The sequence below is a fragment of the Lentzea sp. NBRC 102530 genome (genome assembly GCF_030269365.1).
GTDB lineage: Bacteria > Actinomycetota > Actinomycetes > Mycobacteriales > Pseudonocardiaceae > Lentzea.
The window spans coordinates 88,453-108,453 of record NZ_BSTF01000011.1; the positions used below are offsets into that span (position 1 = coordinate 88,453).

The window sequence follows — 20,001 nt, forward strand, 5'->3', positions numbered from 1 at the left end:
GACCCCCAGCGCTCCTCAGCCGTGGTTGCCCTGCCCCAGTCGGTCACTGCCACTCCCACGGTCTCCCGCCGGTTGAAAGGACGTCCGGTCGAGGTTGTCAGACCACCTCGTTATGGTGGGTCTTCGACTGCCTGTGCGGTGCGTGCGCCGCAGCTCAGACGTGCGGTCGGAGTTTTCCGGTCCGGACGGGGAGGAGGCCGCTTGGGACCCCGTGGCGTCTTCGCGGAGCGGTTCGCGCTGCTCTACGCGGAGGCAGGCGACCCTCCGCTGAAACGAGTCACGGAGTCGGTCGCGCGTGCCCGCCGAACGGATGAACGGGGCAGGCCGCTGCGGGTGCCCGCGCAACGGGTGAGCGACTGGCGGCGCGGGCGTAACGTGCCCGCGCGGTTCAGCGGCCTGAGCGCCGTCCTCGAGGTCCTGATCGGCGAGGCCCGCAAGCGCAGGCCGCAGCCGGCGATCGGCGGTCTGTACGAACTCGACGCGTGGCGCGTGCTCTGGGAAGAGGCGCTGGCGAGCCCCGTCACCGACCAGGGCCCGCCACCGCAGGAGGACAACGCCGTCTGCCCGTACATGGGCCTGAGCGCGTTCGGTCCCGAGGACGCGAATTGGTTCTTCGGGCGGGAAAGGGCGACGAACGCGCTTCTGGAAAAGCTGAGCGAAAACGGCATCACAATGCTCGTCGGCGCATCGGGCGCCGGTAAGTCGAGTTTGCTGAAAGCGGGCGTGCTCCCCCGGCTGGGCAAAGAGGCGGTCGTCATTTCGCCGGGCACCGACCCGTTGAAGGAGTTCACGCTCCAGGTGCCGGAACTCGTCCCCGCGCTGGAGAACACCGACTCCTTCGCGCAGCAGGTGCAGCACGCGGTCGGCGACCGGGTGGTGATCGTCGACCAGTTCGAGGAGGCCTTCACCCTCGGCGGCGACGAGGACCGGCTGCGGATCTTCGTGCAGGCCCTGCACGCGGCCGCGGGCGGGACGGCGGTCGTGCTCGGCGTCCGGGCCGACTTCTACGCCCGCTGCCTCGACTTCCCCGAGCTCTCCGAGGCCCTGCAGACCAGGCAGATGGTGCTCGGCGCGATGTCCGCGGCCGAACTGCGCGAGGCCGTGGCGAACCCGGCCAAGGCCGCGGGCCTGCACCTGGAGGCCGGTCTGGTCGAGGTGATGCTGCGCGACCTCGGCACGCACAACAGGCGCGGCAAGGACGCCTACGACGCGGGCGCGCTCCCCCTGCTCAGCCACGCGCTGCTGGCCACCTGGCAACGCAGGCAGGCGGGCAGGCTCACGACCGCGGGCTACCGGGCGGCGGGCGGCATCCAGGGCGCCGTCGCCGCCACCGCGGAACGGGCCTGGTCCGACCTCGACGAACCGGCCCGCGCCGCCGCCCGCCAGCTGCTCCTGCGCCTGGTCAGGGTGGGTGACGACACGCAGGACACGCGCCGCCGCGGCAGCCGGCACAGCCTGCTGGAGGCGAGCGCGAACCTGCCCGCCACGGAACGCGCCCTCGAGGTCCTCACGCACGCCCGGCTGATCACCGCGGACGCCGGCTCGGTGGAGATCACGCACGAGGCGTTGCTCCAGGCGTGGCCGCGGCTGCGCAGCTGGATCGACGAGGACCGGGCGGGCAACCTCACCCGGCAACGGCTGGAGGAGGACGCGGCGGCGTGGTCCGAGCACGGGCACGACTCGTCGTTGCTCTACCGCGGCGCACGGCTGGAGGGCGTGCGTCAGCAGCAGAACGTCACCACGGTCGCCAAGGAGTTCGTGCGGGCGTCCGAACGCCAGCACCGCAAGAGCGTCTGGCTGCGGCGCAGCGCCGTGTCGCTCGTGGTGGTGTTCGCGCTGATCGCCGCCACCGCCGCGGTGATCGCGGTCAGGCAGCGCAACGACGCGGTGTTCCGGCAGGTGGTGGCCGAGGCGGACCGGCTCGCCGACACCGACCCGTCGGTCGCGGCCCAGCTCCTGCTCGCCGCGCACCGGATGCGGCCGGACGACCTGGACGTGGGCTCGAAGCTGCTCGCGAACCAGCAGACCCCGCTGGCCGTACCGCTGCACGGCCACACCGGCGCCGTCTACCTGACGTCGTTCACCAGGGACGGCGCGGTCCTCGCGACCGCGAGCTACGACCGCACCGCCCGGTTGTGGGACGTGCGCGACCGGTCGCACCCGAAGCCGCTGGCGGTGCTCCCCGGCCACGCCGGATGGCTCAGCTCCGCTGTGTTCTCCCCCGACGACCGGGTGCTCGCCACCACCGGCGAGGACCGGACGATCAAGCTGTGGGACGTCGCGGACCGGGCGAACCCCCGGTTGCTCGAGACAGTCGACACCGGCAACGGCATCACCTACCTGCTGGAGTTCAGCCCGGACGGCCGCACGCTGGCCGCGGCGAACGACGACAAGACCGCCCGGCTGTGGGACGTGAGCGATCCGGCCGCGCTGCGTCCGCTCGGCGAACCGCTGGCCGGCGCGGCCGCGGCGGTCAGGACCCTCTCGTTCAGCCCGGACGGCCGGACGCTCGCCACCTCGGGCGACGACCGCACGATCCGGTTGTACGACGTGGCGTCGAGGTCGCCGGTCGGCAAACCGATGACCGGCCACAGCGACGGGCTGCACTCCGTGGCGTTCAGCCCGGACGGCACGCTGCTCGCCTCGGGCAGCGACGACTCGACGGTGCGGCTGTGGGACCCGGCCACGCAGGAGCCGGTCGGCGACGCACTGGTGGGCCACACCGGTGGCGTGTGGTCGGTGAAGTTCAGCCCCAACGGCCAGGTGCTCGCGTCCGGGGCCGCGGACGGCACCGCCCGGCTGTGGAACCTGAGCGATCCGTCGGCGCCCAGCGCGATCGGCAGGCCGCTGACGGCGCCCAGCGGCGGGGTGTTCGCGGTCGGCTTCACGCCGGACGGCCGGGCGCTCGCCACCGGTTCCGGGGAGAACGCGGTGCGGCTGTGGTCGTTGCCGCAGAACATGGTCCTGGTCCGCGCGACGAACCTGGTGCAGCCGGTGTTCAGCGCGGACGGCGGTCTGCTGGTGGCGGGCGACGGCGTCCGCACGGCCCGGTTGTGGAGCGGCAAGGACCCGATCACGTCGCTGGGCACGGTGGTGGTCGGGCCGGACCGCGGCACGATCAGGCCCAAGCTGCGGCCGGACGGCAAGGTGCTCGCCACCGCCAACGGGCTGACGGACCAGTCGGTGCGGTTGTGGGACACGCGCGATCCCGCTGCCGTCACCCCGCTCGGCTCACCGCTCGTGCTCGACACCCGGTTCAGCTCCACGGTCGGGTTCTCGCCCGACGGCCGGATCATGGTGACGGGGAACGACGACAAGTCGGTGCGGCTGTGGGACGTGGGCGATCCGGCGCACCCGAAGCCCCTGGGCGCACCGCTCACCGGGCACCGCGAGTACGTCAACGACGTGGCGTTCAGCCCCGACGGCAGGACGCTGGCGACGGCGAGCACCGACCGCACGTTCCGCCTGTGGGACGTCAGCGATCCCGCGAAGGCCGCACCGATCGGCGATCCGGTCACCGGCAACGTGGAACCGGTGCAGCGCATCGTCTTCACGCCGGACGGGAACACGGTGATCACCGGCGGGACCGACAAGACGATCCGGCTCTTCGACGTCCGCGAGCGCGGGAAGCCGAGGGCGATCGGCGTGCTCACCGGGCACGGGCAGCAGGTCAGCTCGCTGTCGATCACGTCGGACGGGAGGACGCTGGCCAGCGCCAGCGCGGACAAGACGTTCCGGCTCTGGGACATCAGCGATCCGGGGAAGGCGAGGGCGCTCGGGCAGCAGATGTCGCTGGCCTCCGGGGCCGAGCCGTCCGTCCACTTCCGACCGGACAGCCGGGTGCTGCTGACCAGCGGCGGGGACGGGGTGCTGCGGTTCTGGGACATCGACGCCGAGCACGAGGCCGAGCGGATCTGCGCGACGACCCGGGGCGCGTTGACCGAGGAGTTGTGGCAGTCGCGGCTGCCGCAGGTGGAGTTCCAGGACCCCTGCTGAGCGGCGGGGCGGCTTGACCGGTCCCGCGCAACTGGTCTCACGCGCCGCACCCCATCGGTTACTGTCCGCTGCATGCGTCTTCTTGCTCGGGTCGGCAGCTTGCGCGCGGTCGTGGCGGTGACCGTGGGGTTCATCGCCCTCAACATGATTCTGGTGGTCCTCGGCAACGTCACGGACTACGGCACCAACGAGGCGTTCGTCCAGCACGTGCTCGCCATGGACACCACGTTCGGCGAGGGGCTGAAGTGGCGGGCCATCACCAGCCCCGTCGTGGTCACGATCGTCTACGTCGCGATCATCGGGTGGGAGGCGATCGCCGCGGTGCTGCTCACCGCCGGCACGATCGCGTACCTCCGCGACAAGGAAGAGAGCGCGCGGAGGTTCGCCTCCGCCGGGCTGATGATGGTCGTGGCGCTGTTCCTGGGCGGGTTCATCACGATCGGCGGTGAATGGTTCGCCATGTGGCAGTCGAAGGACTGGAACGGGATCACGGCCGCCCTGCGGATGGTGACCATCGCCGGGTTCGCGTTGGTGCTGGTGCACCTCAGGCGGGAGAAGGCCACTCCGTAGTCGGTTCCACGCAGAAGGCGGCGCCGACGCCCGCGTCGGCGCCCAGTTCGGTCCACCAGTCGCGTTGCTCGGCGTCCTCGATCGCCTCGACGACCACCAGGCCTCCCGCCTCGTGGACGAAGCCGATCAGGTCGCTGAGCACGTGCGAGACCAGTTCGTCCGGCTTCTGGCAGCGGCCCTTCATCCGCACGGCTCGCACGCCCAGGGAGCGGACCAGTTCGATCTCGGCCGTGGCGCCCTTGAAGTCTCTCGCGCCGATGTGGATCCCCATGTCGGACAACAGGTCCAGGTTGTCGGCGGCCTCGCTGTCCTCGGAGGCGAGGACGTGCACCGGGAAGCCGAGGAGCAGGCGACTGGCCTGCAGGCCGGTGTCGGCGAGGATCCGGCGGACGTCGCGGACCAGGTCCGGGCTGTTGGCCATGCTCTCGGTCAGGCAGACGGCGAGCATTTCGTCGTGGGCGCAGGCGGTTTCGGCCGCGGTGCGGAGCATCCACTCGCCGAGCGGGAGCATCAGGCCGGTGTGCTCGGCCATCGAGACGCACTTCTCGTGCGGGATCAGGCCCGCGTCGCGGTGGCGCCAGTTGAGTTCGGCCTCCACGCAGACGCGGGCGGTGCCGTCGAGGCGCATCACCGGGTTGAAGACGACCTCGATCTCGCCGCTCTCCCAGGCGCCGGGCATGACCGCCGCGAGGGCGAACTCCTCCTGCTCGCGCTTGTCCTGGGTGGCGTCGTGCAGGCCCCACTGGCGGCGGCCGCTGCGCTTGGCGCGGCGCAACGTCATGTCGGACGCGCGCAGGACCTCGGCCGGGTGGTCGCCGGGGTGCAGGCGGGGCAGGACGCCGATGGTGGCGGAGACGGCCACGCCCTGGTCGCCGAAGTAGGTCGGTTCGGCCAGTTCGTGTTCGATCGTCCGGATCGTCGTGTCCACGTCCGGGGTTTCCGGGCCGTTCTCGACCAGGACGGCGAACTCGTCGCCTTCGAGGCGGGCGACCATGGCCTTCTCGCTGGCGAAGACGGCGCTCAGGCGTTCGGCGACGAGCTTGAGCACCCGGTCGCCGATCTCCCTGCCCAGGCCGTCGGTGACGACCGCGAACGCGTCCAGGTCGAGGTGGTACAGCGTCACGCCGTGCTCGATGTCGCTGTGCAGCAACGATTCCAGTCGCGTGGTGAGGTACTGGCGGTTCGGCAGGCCGGTCAGCGCGTCGTGCAGCGACTGGTACTGCAGGCGGCCGCCGAGCAACGTCAGCTGGCTGTCGTCGTCGATCATCACGACGTAGTGCCGCGGGTTGTCCTCGGCGTCCTTCTGCACGGTGGCCGCGAGCAGGACGCGGAAGTGCTCGCCGTCGCGGTCGATGAGGCGCGGCCGTTCCTCGACCCGGCGCATCCGCCCGTGGCGCAGCCCGGCCAGGGCGTCGTTGATCAACGGCAGGTCGGCAGGGGCGATCAGGTCCGTCAGCGTCATGCCGTCGACGTCCTCGCGGCGCAGGATCGCGCACAACGCCTCGTTGGCGCGCACCAGTTCGCCGTCGAGGCTCACCATCGCGATGCCCGTGGACGAGTGGGCGAAGATGTCCTCGAAGCGTTCCTCGCTGGCCTGCAGGTCGAGCTGGACCGCGCGGTTCGCCCGCAGCAACGCCTGGCTGACGCTCTCCTGCTGCTCCAGCACGAACGCCTGGATCGCCGCCGTGTACGCGGCGGAGACGGCACCGATCACCCGTGCGGCGGACGAGGCGTCCGCGCCCTCCTGCACCACGAACTCGGCGAGGACGTCGACGGAGACGCTGAGGCTTTCGGCGCCGACGCAGTGGATCTCGACCAGCCGCGTGCCGACGAGCGAGGCGACGCCGGGTTCCTCGGTGAGCGCCTCGGCGACGACGTTGAGCAGTTCGTGCAGTTCCTCGGTCAGCTTCGCGGCCGACAACGGGATGTACGCGGTACGACTGACCTTGTGCGCCCAGTCGCGCGCCAGCTCGTCACGGCCCCGCGGGCGTGACGGTCTCGCGTCGTCCTGGCTCGGCAAATCGATCCACCTGACCTGCTCGGCGAGCAACGGTCCGGAAGCCTACAGCCAGCAACCCGCACCGTCCCCTTGCACGGCCCCGTTCCCCCCAACGGGGGTATAGCCGCCTCATAGCGTTACCGCTTCCCTGCGCACGATCGAACTAATTTTCTCATGACCACGCCAAACCCTCACCTCTCCATCGAGGGACAGGCGGTCAGCGGAGGGTTGGCGACGGTGAACGGGCGTCAGGACCCGATGATGTGGCGCAGCTGGGCCAGCAGGTCCGAGCGCGAGGTGGAACCGAGCCGCTGCCGCATCCGGGCCATGTGGTGCTCGACGGTCTTGGCCGAGATGAACAGCCGGTCGCCGACCTGCTTGTAGGTCATGCCCTCCACGACGAGCTGCGCCACCTCGCGTTCGCGGTCGCTCAGCTTGCCCGCGTCCTCCACGATCGGCACGACGTCGGCCTCGGCGGCCCTGCGCGCGGACACCGGCCGTCCCTGCAGCAACCGGGCGCAGTCGAGCAGCCGGACCATCGCCTGCCGGTCGGCCGTGCGGATCGCGGCCTGGCCTGCCAGCCTGGACGCGTCCCACCACAGCCCCACGGCGTGCAGGCCGCGCGAGGCCTCCTCGACCCGGTCGGCGTCGACCTCGCCGGCGACGACGTCCAGCCAGCACTCGGCGGCGGCGGACAGGGTCGCGCAGTACCGGCTGCGGTCGCGCACGGCACTCAACGCGCCGGCGTGTTCCTCGGCCGCGGCGGTGTTCTCGTCGATGATCGCCGCGTGCAGCAGGCTCCAGTGCAGCTGCGTCGCCCACAACGGCGGATTTCCCAGCGACCGCAGCAGAGCCGAGGCCTGCGCGAGGTGCGGCCTCAGCCGTTCCTGGTCGCGCAACCGGGCCGCGGCGGCGGCGAACTCCCCCAGCGGCAGCAGGCTGAACAGGTCGACGGGGTGCCGCAGCACGGCCTCGCAGGCCTGTTCCCAGGTGCGCCGCAACGTGGCGAGGTCGCTGTTGCGCCGCGCCACCCCGACCTCGAGCGCCACCGCGAAGATCCAGTCCCGCGGCTCGAACGCCCCGCGCACCGACATCAGCGTCTCGCGTGCCACGGCCAGGTTGCCGCGCAGCATGTGCAGCCAGGCCTGCAACAACCGGTGCCGCACCGACATCAGCACGCCGCCGGTCCCGGTCTCGACGGCCCGGTCCAGCACGGACTCGGCCACGTTCGGCTCACCGCAGTGCACCGCGACCAGCGCGGCGAGCGCGGCGGGGCTGTCCGGCAGCAGCACCGCTCCCCCTGCCGGTTCGAGCATCGACGAAGCACGCACCAAAGTGGACAGTGCGGTGGTCTCCGCGCCGACGACGGACTGCCGGACGCCCTGCAGCATCAGGGAAGCCGAACCGCCGAGCATCGTCGGCGGTTGCGGCGGGTTGTCCTCGTGCAGGTGCCCGGTGCCGATCAACCCGATGCCGGCGAACGCCGACGCGTACGGCGTCGCGGCCCACCGGAACAACTCGGTGCTGCGGGCCAGCTGACCGCGGTGGGCCAGCGCGACGGCCGCCACCTCGGCCGCGGTCCGCCGGTGTGGCGAGTCCGGCACGCTGATGACCTGGTCGGCGAGCCGCAACGCACCGTCGAGGTCCCCGGCCATCGCGGACGCCGTCGCCCACGAGGCCGCGGTCTCGGCGGACGGCGTGCCACCACCGGTCGAGGCCTTGAACAACCGCGCGGCCAGCGCGGGATCGGACGACAACGCCTCACGCGCGGCGGCGACGAAGACAGGCCCGCCGATCCCGGTGTCCAGCAACGGCCGCACCAGGTCGAGCACCGGCCCGCCGCGTTGCATCTGCAGCTGCGCCAGCTTCTGCCGCACCGCGATCCGCCGCTCGGCCCTGGTCAACGCCCCGACCGCGCGGTTCGCGAGCGGCAGCAGGGTTCCGTCCTCGGCCAGCAACCCGGTCGCGCGGGCGGCCTCGATGATGTCGCTGACCTCGTCGAAGTCCTTGTCCAGCAACGCCGACAGCAGGTCCAGCCGCTGGGCCGCACCGGCTTCGGCGGCCAGCAGGAACTTCTGCAGGTCCGCGTCCAGCCAGTCGAGCTCGGCCCGGAACGCACCGAGCACCTCGGCGGACACCTCGGACACGGCCCCGAGGCGTTCCACGAACCGAGGAACGCCACCGGTCTGGGCGAACACGAAGTCCGCCACGGGCTTCGGCGCGTTCAGCACCTCACGCACCTGATCGCGCGTCAACGGTGCCAAGGGCACGACGACGGCGCCACGGGTCAACTCGGCCAGCACCGCCTGTCGCGGCCAAGGGCGGTAAGCCAGCACCAACAGCGGTTCGGCGGTCAGCGCGCGCAGAGCGGCATCATCCAGCAGGTGCGCGTCGTCGACGACGCGCACGGCAGAGTTGGTGATCTCCGAAAGCAGCGCTGTCTTGCCGTAACCACCAGGCGCCGCAACGACGACGCGCAGGCTCGTGCCCGCTTCCGCGTCGTTGATCCGGTCGAGCACACCTCGCACGGAGGCGTCCAGCACCAACCTGGCTCGCGTGGTCACGCTCAACGGCCGTCCTCATCGTCATCTCGGGATCGGGAGCTGGAGCTCGAACGGCGTCCGACGGGCTTCAGCACGCTCGTCACGCGCTTCACCCGCCTCGGCGGCAGCTCCAGCGGGGACACGTCCACCGGCGGGCGGGGCGGTGGAGCGGAGAACTCGTCGTCGTCGGGGCTCGGCACCTCGCCGACGGGGAAGCGCAGGGCGGATTCACGGGTGTGGACCAGGACCGACGTGTCGAACGGTTCGGGTTCGACCTCGGGGCCCAGCAGGACGAGCCGCGCCGCGACGGCCAGGCCCTTGGCGACGGAGTGCTCGGGCGCGGCCTCGGCCAGCACCCGGCAGTCGACGGTCGACGACAGCACGTCGCCGATCACCGGCATCCGGCAGCCTCCGCCGATCAGCAGCACCGCGTCGGGCTGCACCGTCCCGACCGCGCGGACGAACGTGCTGACCAGGTGTTCGACGGCGGGACGGAGCTCGTCGACGAACTCGTCGCGCCCGACCTCCACGCCGCTGACCACCACGGACTGACCGGACGGCCAGAACGCCCGCTTCGCCGCCTCGCACTCGGCGGCCGACACGGGCACGTCCTTGCCCGCCCGTCCGCGGACGAGCGCGAGCAGCAGGTCGTCGAAGTCGGCACCGGTGTGGTGGTCGACCCCGTCGACGTGGTTCACCAGCTCGAACGTCCGGTTCTGGGCGCGCCTGACCACGGAGGCGGAGAACGCGTGGCTGCCCAGCGAGAACACCGCGAGCGACGCGTTCGGCGTCACGCGGGACCGCACGGCGTGGTTCTCCGCGGCCGCCAACGGCTCGGACACGAGCGTCGCGTCGTGCAGTCCGACGGCCCGGAGTGCGGCGTAGAGCTGTCCCCGGCGATAGGGGCCCCACCCTGCCGGGTGGCTCACCGCGAGGTGACGGGGCTGTTCACCCTCCCGGGCGACGACCTCGCCGACCACCCACATGATCAGCAGCGCGGTGAGCTCCTCGGCCGGGCACAGCTCGGGACCCAGCGAGAACGGCACCGCGTCGCCGACCCGGCGGGCGAAGCCGGAGGCACTCCAGCCGGGCACCGGGCGATCGCCCACCGAGAACGTCCCCGCGTCCGTGAGCTGCAACAACGACGGCACCACCAGGACGATCTCGGCATCCCTGGCGCCGTCGAGGCGGCACACGGCAGCCGTCGTGCGGGTGGTCCCGACATCGACTCCGAGTACGTACGCCAAAGCTCTTCCTCACCTGTTCGCAGCAGCGACCAGTACCTACACGGGTGAACGAGAGACGCTCAAGCGAGGCCCCTAATCCCTTAGGGGGTCAACGAGCGTCACCCGTCTGGGGAACGGGGATTGACTGGGAGTGATCCCCGATGCCGGTGCAAACCTGATTCCCATAACTTTCTGGCCGCACACCCCACTTGCTACGACGTGCCCCAACAGGAGCTCCTTCGATGACCCAGCCCAGCAACCTCCACGACTTCGTGCTCACCCTCCTGAGCGACCCGACCCTCAAGGCCGCGTTCGCGAACGACGCCCAGGGCACCCTGGAGCAGGCTGGTCTGGCTGACATCACCGCGCTCGACGTGCAGGAAGTCATCCCGCTGGTGCTCGACCTGGTCCCCGCCGTCGACGGTCTGCCCACCGTGGAGAGCCTGGACCTGAACCTGCCGGCCGACGACCTGCTCGCCGAAGGCCCGCTCGGCGCCATCAGCCAGCTGCAGGCGGTCGCGTCGCAGCTGACCTCGTCGGGCGTGAGCCTCAGCGACCTGCACACCTCGTCGGCCGGCGTGCTCGCCGCGGACGTGGACGGCCTGAACCTGCTCGTCGCCAACAACACCCTCGGCGAGCTCACCTCGGCCGGCCTGGGCCTGGGCGGCGACTTCTCCGCCGTCACCGACGTGACCTCGGTCCTCGACCAGACCGCGTCCCCGCTGACCGGCACCGTCCTCGACGTGGCCGACACCGCGACCGCGACCGTGGACGCGCCGCTCGACGGCGTGACCTCGGCGGTGCCCGGCCTCGACGGCGTCCTCGGTCAGCTCGGCGGCGTGACGGGCCTCGCCCACGACGCGCTGGGCGTGCTGGGTGGCGCTGACGCCAACCTCGGCGCCGTCAACGTCTCGGGCCTCGGCGACCTCGCGACCGGCGACCTCGGCGTGCAGTCCCACGACACCATCACGCAGGTCACCGGCACCGCGACCGGCGTCGTCGACACCGCCACCGGCCTCGCCGGCCACGCGACCGGCCTGGTCGGCGACACCGCCGGCGTCGGCAACGTGCTCGGCACCGTCACCGACGTGGCCCACAACGTCCCGGTCGTCGGCGACCTGGACCTGGGCCTGCTCGGCTGAGCCACCCTCCCCCACGCGGACCGGCCTTGACCCACGCGGTCAGGGCCGGTTCGTCGTCTCGGCGCAGTGGTGACAAAAGTCTGAAAACGGTTCACGTCTTGCTCGGTGAGCAACGTCACCGTCCTCCCGAACTGCCCCATCCCCTCGAACAAAACCGGTATTGCGTTCGAGGCTTTCACCCAAGGGGGTGAACACGGCACTATGAGTCAGGTGATGGCACCGCCCTGGCTCGACGTGCTCGACGAGACGATCGGGGCCTGCGTCACGCACCGGAGGCCCGATCTGGAGGCCCGGCTGCGCGAAAAGCGGGCACAGCAACTCGACCCCAAGTTGCGCGTTCTCGTCGTCGGCGAGTCCAAACAAGGCAAGAGCCAGCTCGTCAACGCGTTGCTCAACGCCCCCGTCTGCGCGGTGGGCGACGACATCACGACGACTGTGCCGACCTTCGTCCAGCACGCCGACACCCCGTCGGCGGCGCTGGTCCGCAACGCGTCCGCGGGCGGCTCGATCTTCCACACCCCGACCGAGCGCATCGCTGTGCCGATCGACCAGGTGACGAAACAGGCGGCCGCGCAGCACGTCGTGCGGGCCGAGATCGGCATCCCGCGCGCGTTGCTCGACAGCGGACTGGTCCTGATCGACACCCCCGGCGTCGGCGACACCCGCTCCGCGCACACCGCCAGCACGTTCGCGACGCTCATGCAGGCTGACGCCGTGCTGATGGTCTCCGACGCGACCGGCGAGCTGACGGCCGCGGAGATGACGCTGCTCAAGAAGGTCATGGAGGCCTGCCCGAACGTCACGGTGGTCGTCACCAAGATCGATCTCGTGCCGTCGTGGCGTGCCGTCGTGGAACGCAACCGGGCGCTGCTCGCGCGGGCCGGTGTCCGCGCGAAGCTCATCCCGGTGTCCTCGGCGTTGCGCCTGCGGGCGGCCAAGACCGGCGACCAACGCCTCAACGCCGAGTCCGGGTTCCCCGAGCTGGTGTCGTGCGTGCAGAGCGACATCGTGGCCTCCGCCGACCTGCTGGCCCGCCGGGCCGTCGCCGTGGTGGCGTCCAGCGCGATCACGCAGCTGGTCACGCCGCTGCGCGAGGAGCTGACGGCGCACGACTCGTCCCGCACCGTCGCCACGATCTCGACGTTGCAGGAGGCCCAGCGGCGCGTGGACGAGCTGCGGCGGCGTTCCGCGCGCTGGCAGAACGTGCTGAACGACGAGATGGCCGACCTGATCTCCGACGTCGAGTACGACCTGCGCGACCGGACCCGCAAGATCCTGCGCGAGGTCGACAAGACCTACGACGAGGCCGATCCCGCGATCGGCTGGGACAAGTTCGAGCAGTGGCTGGAGGACAACCTCAACGAGGCCGCCACCACGAACTTCGCCTGGCTGATGGAACGCGCGGAGTGGGTCGCGGCCAAGGTGGCGCGGAACTTCCCCGTCTACCGCGAGGACCTGATCCCCGGATCGGTGCTGCCGGACGACCTGCTGGAGCCCGCGAGCAAGCTGGAGAAGCCGAAGATCGAGCCGTTCTCGGTGCCGCAGAAGCTCTTCACGGGTCTGCGCGGCTCCTACGGCGGCGTGCTGATGTTCGGTCTGGTGACCTCGCTGGCCGGCATGCCGCTGATCAACGTGATCTCGCTGGGCGCCGGTGCGCTGTTCGGCGGGAAGTCCATCCTGGACGAGTCCGACCAGCGGCTGAAGCGGCGCCAGGCCGCCGCGAAGGCCGCCGCGCAACGGCACGTGGACGACTTCTTCATGAAGTTCTCCAAGGACGTGCGCGACTCCGGCCGCCACATCCAGCGCTCGCTGCGCAACCACTTCAGCACCCTCGCCGAGGAGCTGCAGGAGACGTTGCTCGAGTCGGCCCGCAGCGCCAAGCGCGCGGTGCAGGACGACCAGACCGAACGCGAGCGCCGGCTGCGCGAGGGGCGCAAGGAGCTGGACCGGCTCGTCACGCTGTACAAGAGGGTGCAGGCACTCGGGGGTCCCGCTATGGAGCTCACCGCGTGACATTGGACCGCGTCGTCTGGTCGATGCTTCAGGAGGCGCTCGGCGTCTACCGCGACAGCCCGCGCGCCACGGCCTGGCTGCGCTCGCACGTCGAGCGCTACACCGAGCCCGTGCGGATCGCCGTGGCCGGGCGGTCGAGGATCGGCAAGTCCACCGTCGTCAACGCGCTGATCGGCGACGAGTTCACGCCGCAGCACTCGTTCGTCTGGTACCGCGGCGGCGCCGAGCCACGGGCGCACGTGTTCTCCGGCCCCGGCCGCCCGCACGAGGTCGCGATCGGCCGGCGCGGCAGCCGCAACCACGTGGAAACCGGCCAGTTCGACAGGTCCGACCGGGTCGTCGTCGACTGGCCCGCGCGGACGTTGCGGGACGTCGTGCTGATCGACACGCCCGCCGAGGCGACGCCGGAGCAGGTGCTCGGGGACGCGGACGCGTTGCTGTATCTGATGCGGCACGTGCAGGACGAGGACCTGAAGTTCCTGCAGTCCGCCAACGACCACCCGATCGCGCGGACCGCCGCCGTGCACACCGTCGCGGTGCTCGCGCGGGCCGACGAGATCGGCGCCGGGCGGATCGACGCCCTGTCGTCGGCCAAGCAGATCGCGCGCCGCTATCGACGTGACCCGGCCGTGCAACCGTTGTGCCAGAACGTGGTCTCGGTCGCCGGGCTGCTCGCGGTGGCGGCGAAGACGTTGCGGGAGGACGAGTTCGCGGCGTTGCGGACCCTGTCGTCACTGGGCCGCGAGGAGCTCGAGGACCACCTGTTGTCGGCCGACCGGTTCGTCGGCGAGCAGTTCCCGGTGGTCATGGAACCCGCGGTGCGGCAGGCGTTGCTGGAGCGGTTCGGGATCTTCGGCGTCCGGCTGATCACCGCGTTGATCCGGCAGGGCTTCGACTCGCAGGTGAAGCTGACCGGCCAGCTGGTGCAGCGCAGCGGTCTCGGCGAGCTGCGGGACTCGATCGCGGTCCACTTCTCCGAACGGCGCGAGGTCCTGAAGGCGCGGTCGGCGTTGCTGGCGCTCGACGTGCTGTTCCGGATGGAACCGCGGCAGAACTCCCGCAAGCTGATGGCCGACCTGGAGCGGGTCGTGGCGTCGGCGCACGACTTCCGCGAACTCCGGCTCGTGGCGGCGTTGCAGTCGGGCCGGACGAAGCTGCCCGCCGACCTGCAGACCGAGGCGTTGCGGCTGGTCGGGGCCGAGGGCGTCGCGCCGTCGGCCCGGCTCGGGTTCGAGTACGAGGCCGAGCCCGGTGAGCTGCGCGAGGCGTTGCTCGACGCGCTGCTGCGCTGGCAGGCCCAGGCGTTGGACGTGCACGCGTCCTTCGACCACCGCAAGGCCGCCCAGATCGTGGTTCGCACGTGTGAGGGCCTGCTGCCGCAGTTCTCCTGAGGCACGATGGGTTCCATGGAACTCGTGCGCTGGGAGGACTCGCACTTCGGCTACATGCTCCGGTGGGCCTCCGATCCGCGGATCACCGCGTTCGTCGGCAACGGGATGCCGTGGAGCGGCGAGTACGTGTCGTTGCGGCACGCGCAGGCGTTGGAGCACTGGGAGGTGCACGGGTTCGGGCTGCACGTCGTCGTCCTGGACGACGTGGTGGTCGGGCTCGCGCAGATGCTCGACGGGGATCTCGGCGAGATCGAGATCGGCTATTGGATCGACCCCGCGTGGTGGGGGCGCGGGATCGCGTCCGCCGTTGCCGTGGAACTGCGGGACAAGGCGCTGGCGATCGCCGACCGGGTGATCGCGGGGACGGATGAGCGCAACGCCGCCTCGCAGCGGGTGCTGGAGAAGGCCGGGCTGCGGTACTTCACCAGCAAGGTGATCGATGGAAGGCTTCAGCACTGCTTCGCGTTGGACCGGGGTATGAGCGACAAGGGTGTCCTGCGGTACAGCGCTTTCTCCACCGATCCGGCCGGCGGCAACCCCGCCGGGGTGGTGCTGGACGCGTCCGAGCTGAGCGAGGCCGAGATGCTCGGGATCGCGGCGCGCGTCGGTTACTCCGAGACGGCGTTCGTGTTCCCCGGCGGGCCGCGGGAGTTCGACGTCCGGTACTTCAGCCCGGTGGCCGAGGTGCCGTTCTGCGGGCACGCGACGATCGCGACCTCCGTGGCGCTGGCCGAACGGCTCGGGGACGGGCCGTTCACGTTCCACACGCCCGCCGGGGAGATCAGCGTGGCCACGGCCGCGGGGACGGCGACGCTGACCAGCGTGCCGACGAGTTCTGCTCCGGCTGATCCCGCGTTGGTGTCCGCCGCGTTGGACGCTTTGGGGTACAAGGAGATCGGCTCGCTGCCCGTGCACGTGGCGTTCGGCGGAGCGCGGCATCTGGTGGTGCCGTTGAAGGACCGCGACCAGTTGCGTTCGCTGTCCTACGACTTCGACGCGTTGCGCGATCTGATGCTGGCGCACGACCTGACGACGGTGCACCTGTTCTGGCGCGCGCCCGACGGTCTGGTGCACGCGCGCGACCCGTTCCCCGTCGGCGGGGTGGTCGAGGACGCGGCGACCGGGGCTGCCGCCGCGGCGTTCGGCGGTTACCTGCGGGATCTCGAAGGGCCGCAGCGGTTCGTGATCTCGCAGGGCGAGGACATGGGGCGGCCGTCGCGCCTCGAGGTCGACGCGACACGGCCGGATCGCCGGGTGTCGGTGACGGGCGCGGCCGTGGTGATCCCCTAGGTTTCCCCCTGGCTCTCCGGGTTTCTTCGGTTTTCCTTGGGCTCGACGCCGCTGCCCCGCAGCGCAGGGTACGTGACAGCAGCGTCGAACCGAGGGGTGCGCACCCTCCCGCACCGGACCCGTTGAGCGCTGCCGCAAGCGCCGGGCCGGAAGATCGATCGAAAGCCACTATGCCCCGATCGAAGGGTGGTGGCGCATTCAGAAGGGGGATACAAGGTCTTTATGCCCGAGCTGGAGCTACGCCACCTCCGCGCGGTACGGACCATCGCCGAGGAAGGCAGCGTCACCAAGGCCGCCACACGACTCGGCCTCACCCAACCTGCGCTGTCCGCGCAACTGCGGACGGTGGAGCGGCTGGTCGGAGGCCAGCTGTTCGACCGGACCCGCAACGGCTGCGTGCCCACCGACCTGGGCCGGCGCGTGCTGGGGACCGCCCGGCTCGTGCTGGACGAGATGGCCCAGCTGATGGCGAACACGCGGTCGTCGGACCGGCGCGGGCCGCTGGTGGTCGGGTCGGTGCCGATCCTTTACTTCGCTTCGCTCGTATCGGGGCTGAGGGCGTTGAACTCCGATGTCCGGGCCGAGGTCCGGCCTTCGTCCGCCGAGATCGTGGACATGCTGGAGGGCGGGCAGGTCCACGTCGCGCTGTTCGAGTTCTTCGACGGCATGCACGCCCGGGACCTGGCCGGGATCGAGCTGCGGAAGCTGGTGACGGAACCGGCTTTCGTGGCGTTGCCGGAGACGGATCCGTTGGCGGCGCTGGAGGAGGTGGACCTGGCGTTGCTGGCAGACCGGGACTGGGTCACGCCGCCGCCCCAGCACATCGGCAGCCGGACGCAGATGTTCCAGGTCTGCGCTGATGCCGGGTTCGTGCCTCGGCTGACCCACCACACCGGCGAGGCGAGCATGGCTCGCGGGCTGGTGGCCGGCGGGTGTGTCTCGTTCGCCGCCGCGCCGTCCCGGGGCGGGGAGGGGATCGTGATCCGGCGGCTGCGGGGGATGCCGTTGATGACCGACATCTTCGTGGCCATGCGGCGGGATTCGCCGGTGGCCGGGCGGGCGCACGAGGTTTTCGCTTGTGCGGCTGAGGCTTATCGGTCGGTGCTGGATCGGAACCCGGAGTACCGGAAGTGGTGGGACGCGCATCCGGAGGCACATCCGGAGTTCAACTGAGCTGGTTCTGGGGCGCGGGTGCCGTTGGTGGGTTCCTGTTCCAGTGGGGTTGGTCGGGCCGCGGTTGCGCGGGTGCTCGCGCGGGTCGGTTCGACGAGTTGGGGTGCGATTGGGGCTTGACCTCGAGCCTCTGCGGGTCGGCCTCCCGCCCTTCGAGGTCGAGCCCCGATCGCCGAGGCAGGCGGAACCGGCTGGCGTGGCGTGAAGCAGCCCGTCGCCTTGTGTTGACGACTGCGGTCCCGTGCGTGCGTCAACCGACCTTGATCGGGGTGGTCGGGCGGCCCAGGAGCTTCTCGAGGTCCGGGCGCACCTCGGCGAAGGTGCCGATGCGGATGTTCTTGAAGAAGTCCACCAGGAAGGCCGGCACGCCTGCGGCGATCAGGTCCTCGTCGGTGACGTCCTGGAACTTGTCGCCCGCCAGTTCGGGGAAGGACCAGCTCGTCGAGCCGGTGAGCTCGTAGGTCTGGTTCTCGTGGCCCGGGGTGGTGAGGGCGACCGCGGCGGCCTCGGCGAACTCGTCCCTGGGGGCGCTCGCCACCCGGCCGTCCTTGGTGGAGAGGGCGACGGTGTCCGCGGCGAGGGCGCCGAGGTAGTTCTCGTGGTACATGCCGTTGCGCAGGAACGTGTACGTGATGCCGGTGGCCTTGATGGCCTCTTCGGTGGCCTTGTGGACCTCGGCGGCGAGGGACGGGGACGTGGTCGCGTCGGTCAGGCTCGTGTAGAAGATGTGGCCCACGCCGTGTTCCACGGCCTTGGCGATGGCGTTCTCGTGCTGCTGGATGCGCGTGGCGGTGTCGTGGTCGTCGGCCGAGACGATCAGGAGCTTGTCGGCGCCGCGGAAGTTCAGGGTTTCGGGGGCGTTGAAGTCGCCCTGGCGGACCTCGACTCCCTCGAGGGTGAAGTTGGCCGGGGTGCGGACCGAGACGATGACCGGCTCGGTCGTGCGCTTGAGGGTGTGGCGGACTGCCGCGTTGCCGAGTTGGCCGGTGGCTCCGGTGATGAGGATCGTCATGTCCCCAGGTTGCGGAAAGTGCTAACTTTTGGAAAGTACCCACTTTGGAGTGGGGTACTTACGTGGAGGTGAGCATGCAGGTCACCATGTGTCCGGAGCGGGCGATCATGGAGCACGTCACAAGCCGGTGGGGTGTGCTGGTGCTCCAGGCGTTGTCGAACGGGGAGGCTTGGCGGTTCAGCGCGCTCAAGCGGGAGTTGGCGCTGGCCAGCGAGAAGATGCTGACGCAGACGTTGCGCACGCTGGAGCGGGACGGGTTCGTGCACCGGGAGGTGTTGCCCGTCATCCCGCCGCACGTGGAGTACACGCTGACGCCGTTGGGCAAGGGGGCCGCCTCGCACCTCGTGGCGTTGGCCGAGTGGATCTTCACGCACCGGAGCGAGGTCGCCGAGGCGCAACTGACCTATGACGAGTCCTGAGTCCGACCGGAGATCGGCCGGTCAGAGGTCGGGTCAGCCACTCGTTTGCGCAGTGAAAGTTCTCACTCCAAGCCAGGAATCACGAGCAAGAGATCGGATGGGTCACGATTAGGGGGCGCCATCCGGCCCCTGGGACTGGCATTATGGACCAATGGCCCAACCGTTCACCGACGAAAGCCATCCGGCGGAGCCCTATCCGGGCACTCGTCCAGACCACTGTTTCGTCCACGTCGACGAAACCGGCTGGCCAGTGCGCCCGGACCTCACGATGGAGTCGGGGTGGCGTGTCGAGCCGGAGAACGTCGATCTAGACCAATGGCTCGCTGACCATGGTGAGCCGCCGTTGGCCGGTCGGATGCCGGTGCTGGGTTATGGAAGCAACGCGAATCCGAGCAAGCTGACCTGGCTTCGCGAAGAGCTCGGACTTGAGGGCCCCGCGGTCGTGCTGCGCGCACGGTGCGAGGGCCTTTCTGCTGTCTGGGCCGCGGGCTTGCGGATGCGCGACGGGCAGCGCCCGGCGACGTTGGCCGGCGCGCCCGGTGTGGTGGAGGAGCACTCCATCTGGTTCGCGACGCCCGAGCAACTGCGGGTGCTCGACCGGTGCGAGGGGCGCGGGCTGCGGTATCGGCTCGTGCGTGTTCACACCGGCCGGGTGGTGCTCTACAACGGTGGCGTCATCGACAGCGTTCTGGCGTACACGGCGGGTTCCAAGAAGCGGATGCCGGTGCTCTTCAACGGCCGTATGGTCCGGTGCGCGGACGTGTCGCAACGGGGTGCGCGCGTGCTGGGCGAGAGGCCTGCCATGACCGACGGACTGGACGTGACCGAGATCCAAGGGGACCCGTCGGCGGACGACTGGCCCGAGCTGCTCTTCGTGTACGGGACGCTGAAGCCCGGCGCAAGCGCTTGGCACCTGATGGAGCCGCACGTCGTCGAGACCGAGGAGACGCACCTGCCCGGCACGTTGTTCGACACCGGCCTGGGCTACCCGGCGTTGCGGCCCGGTTCCGGGCTCGGGGTGCCGGGGCACGTGCTGCGCCTCAGGTCGCCCGAGGAGTCCCTGCCGATGCTCGACGAGTACGAGGGCGACGACTACCGCCGCGTGCGCGTCGTGCTGCCCGACGGGCGGATCGCCTGGACGTACATCTGGACCGCGGCGGTGCAGGGCATGGCGGAACTTCCGGACGGATGGGACGTCCACCAGATCCGGTGAATTTCCGGCACGTT

13 protein-coding genes are annotated in these 20,001 nt (G+C 70.6%); 9 read left to right on the forward strand and 4 right to left on the reverse strand.

What is annotated here, in order from left to right; translation table 11 throughout:
• Positions 1–201: 201 nt before the first annotated feature.
• Positions 202–3,996 carry an nSTAND1 domain-containing NTPase gene (locus QSK25_RS27825; RefSeq protein ID WP_285642587.1) on the forward strand — a complete coding sequence of 1,265 codons (3,795 nt, stop codon included), beginning with the start codon at positions 202–204 and terminating at the stop codon, positions 3,994–3,996.
• Positions 3,997–4,068: 72 nt separating this feature from the next.
• Positions 4,069–4,566: a DUF2165 domain-containing protein gene (locus QSK25_RS27830; RefSeq protein WP_285642589.1), complete on the forward strand. Its 498-nt coding sequence runs from the start codon at positions 4,069–4,071 to the stop codon at positions 4,564–4,566.
• On the opposite strand, the gene QSK25_RS27835 is transcribed toward QSK25_RS27830, so the two are convergent.
• The 3 genes from QSK25_RS27835 to QSK25_RS27845 form a co-directional block, all read right to left on the reverse strand.
• Complete coding sequence (locus QSK25_RS27835; RefSeq protein ID WP_285642590.1) at positions 4,541–6,586, reverse strand: diguanylate cyclase domain-containing protein; 2,046 nt, start codon at positions 6,584–6,586, stop codon at positions 4,541–4,543. The two genes, QSK25_RS27830 and QSK25_RS27835, sit on opposite strands and share 26 nt — an antisense overlap.
• Positions 6,587–6,813: 227 nt before the next feature.
• Complete coding sequence (locus QSK25_RS27840; RefSeq protein WP_285642592.1) at positions 6,814–9,129, reverse strand: helix-turn-helix transcriptional regulator; 2,316 nt, start codon at positions 9,127–9,129, stop codon at positions 6,814–6,816.
• A gap of 2 nt (positions 9,130–9,131) precedes the next feature.
• Positions 9,132–10,355 carry an Hsp70 family protein gene (locus QSK25_RS27845; protein ID WP_285642593.1) on the reverse strand — a complete coding sequence of 408 codons (1,224 nt, stop codon included), beginning with the start codon at positions 10,353–10,355 and terminating at the stop codon, positions 9,132–9,134.
• Between the two features lie 221 nt (positions 10,356–10,576).
• On the opposite strand from QSK25_RS27845, the gene QSK25_RS27850 reads away from it, so the two are divergent.
• The 5 genes from QSK25_RS27850 to QSK25_RS27875 all read left to right on the forward strand — a co-directional run bounded on the left by QSK25_RS27850 (position 10,577) and on the right by QSK25_RS27875 (position 17,343).
• On the forward strand, positions 10,577–11,476 hold the full coding sequence (locus QSK25_RS27850; RefSeq protein WP_285642595.1) for an IniB N-terminal domain-containing protein: 900 nt from the start codon (positions 10,577–10,579) through the stop codon (positions 11,474–11,476).
• Positions 11,477–11,689: 213 nt separating this feature from the next.
• Complete coding sequence (locus QSK25_RS27855; RefSeq protein ID WP_285642943.1) at positions 11,690–13,489, forward strand: dynamin family protein; 1,800 nt, start codon at positions 11,690–11,692, stop codon at positions 13,487–13,489.
• A complete protein-coding gene (locus QSK25_RS27860) occupies positions 13,486–14,880 on the forward strand; it encodes a P-loop NTPase family protein (protein ID WP_285642597.1) in 1,395 nt (464 codons plus the stop codon). The genes QSK25_RS27855 and QSK25_RS27860 overlap by 4 nt, the downstream gene beginning before the upstream one ends.
• A gap of 15 nt (positions 14,881–14,895) precedes the next feature.
• Positions 14,896–16,170, forward strand: coding sequence for a PhzF family phenazine biosynthesis isomerase (locus tag QSK25_RS45460; protein WP_352236428.1), 1,275 nt, complete (start codon positions 14,896–14,898; stop codon positions 16,168–16,170).
• A gap of 222 nt (positions 16,171–16,392) precedes the next feature.
• On the forward strand, positions 16,393–17,343 hold the full coding sequence (locus QSK25_RS27875) for a LysR family transcriptional regulator (RefSeq protein ID WP_285642598.1): 951 nt from the start codon (positions 16,393–16,395) through the stop codon (positions 17,341–17,343).
• A gap of 250 nt (positions 17,344–17,593) precedes the next feature.
• Here the strand turns inward: QSK25_RS27875 and QSK25_RS27880 are convergent, their stop codons facing one another.
• Positions 17,594–18,355 carry an NmrA family NAD(P)-binding protein gene (locus tag QSK25_RS27880; protein WP_285642599.1) on the reverse strand — a complete coding sequence of 254 codons (762 nt, stop codon included), beginning with the start codon at positions 18,353–18,355 and terminating at the stop codon, positions 17,594–17,596.
• A 74-nt stretch (positions 18,356–18,429) separates the two neighbouring features.
• Between QSK25_RS27880 and QSK25_RS27885 the strand changes: the two genes are divergently transcribed.
• Together QSK25_RS27885 and QSK25_RS27890 are read left to right on the forward strand one after the other, a co-directional pair.
• The gene (locus QSK25_RS27885) at positions 18,430–18,774 is read left to right on the forward strand and encodes a winged helix-turn-helix transcriptional regulator (protein WP_285642600.1); all 345 of its coding nucleotides are present in this window, start codon (positions 18,430–18,432) and stop codon (positions 18,772–18,774) included.
• Positions 18,775–19,117: 343 nt separating this feature from the next.
• Positions 19,118–19,987: a gamma-glutamylcyclotransferase gene (locus QSK25_RS27890; protein WP_285642601.1), complete on the forward strand. Its 870-nt coding sequence runs from the start codon at positions 19,118–19,120 to the stop codon at positions 19,985–19,987.
• Positions 19,988–20,001 lie beyond the last annotated feature (14 nt).

Excerpts from the sequence above, each read along its gene's own strand:
- QSK25_RS27850 (WP_285642595.1), top strand. The coding sequence starts at position 10,577 with ATGACCCAGCCCAGCAACCTCCACGACTTCGTGCTCACCCTCCTGAGC.
- QSK25_RS45460 (WP_352236428.1), top strand. The coding sequence starts at position 14,896 with ATGGAACTCGTGCGCTGGGAGGACTCGCACTTCGGCTACATGCTCCGG.
- QSK25_RS27855 (WP_285642943.1), top strand. The coding sequence starts at position 11,690 with ATGGCACCGCCCTGGCTCGACGTGCTCGACGAGACGATCGGGGCCTGC.
- QSK25_RS27880 (WP_285642599.1), bottom strand. The coding sequence starts at position 18,355 with ATGACGATCCTCATCACCGGAGCCACCGGCCAACTCGGCAACGCGGCA.
- QSK25_RS27875 (WP_285642598.1), top strand. The coding sequence starts at position 16,393 with ATGCCCGAGCTGGAGCTACGCCACCTCCGCGCGGTACGGACCATCGCC.
- QSK25_RS27885 (WP_285642600.1), top strand. The coding sequence starts at position 18,430 with ATGCAGGTCACCATGTGTCCGGAGCGGGCGATCATGGAGCACGTCACA.
- QSK25_RS27830 (WP_285642589.1), top strand. The coding sequence starts at position 4,069 with ATGCGTCTTCTTGCTCGGGTCGGCAGCTTGCGCGCGGTCGTGGCGGTG.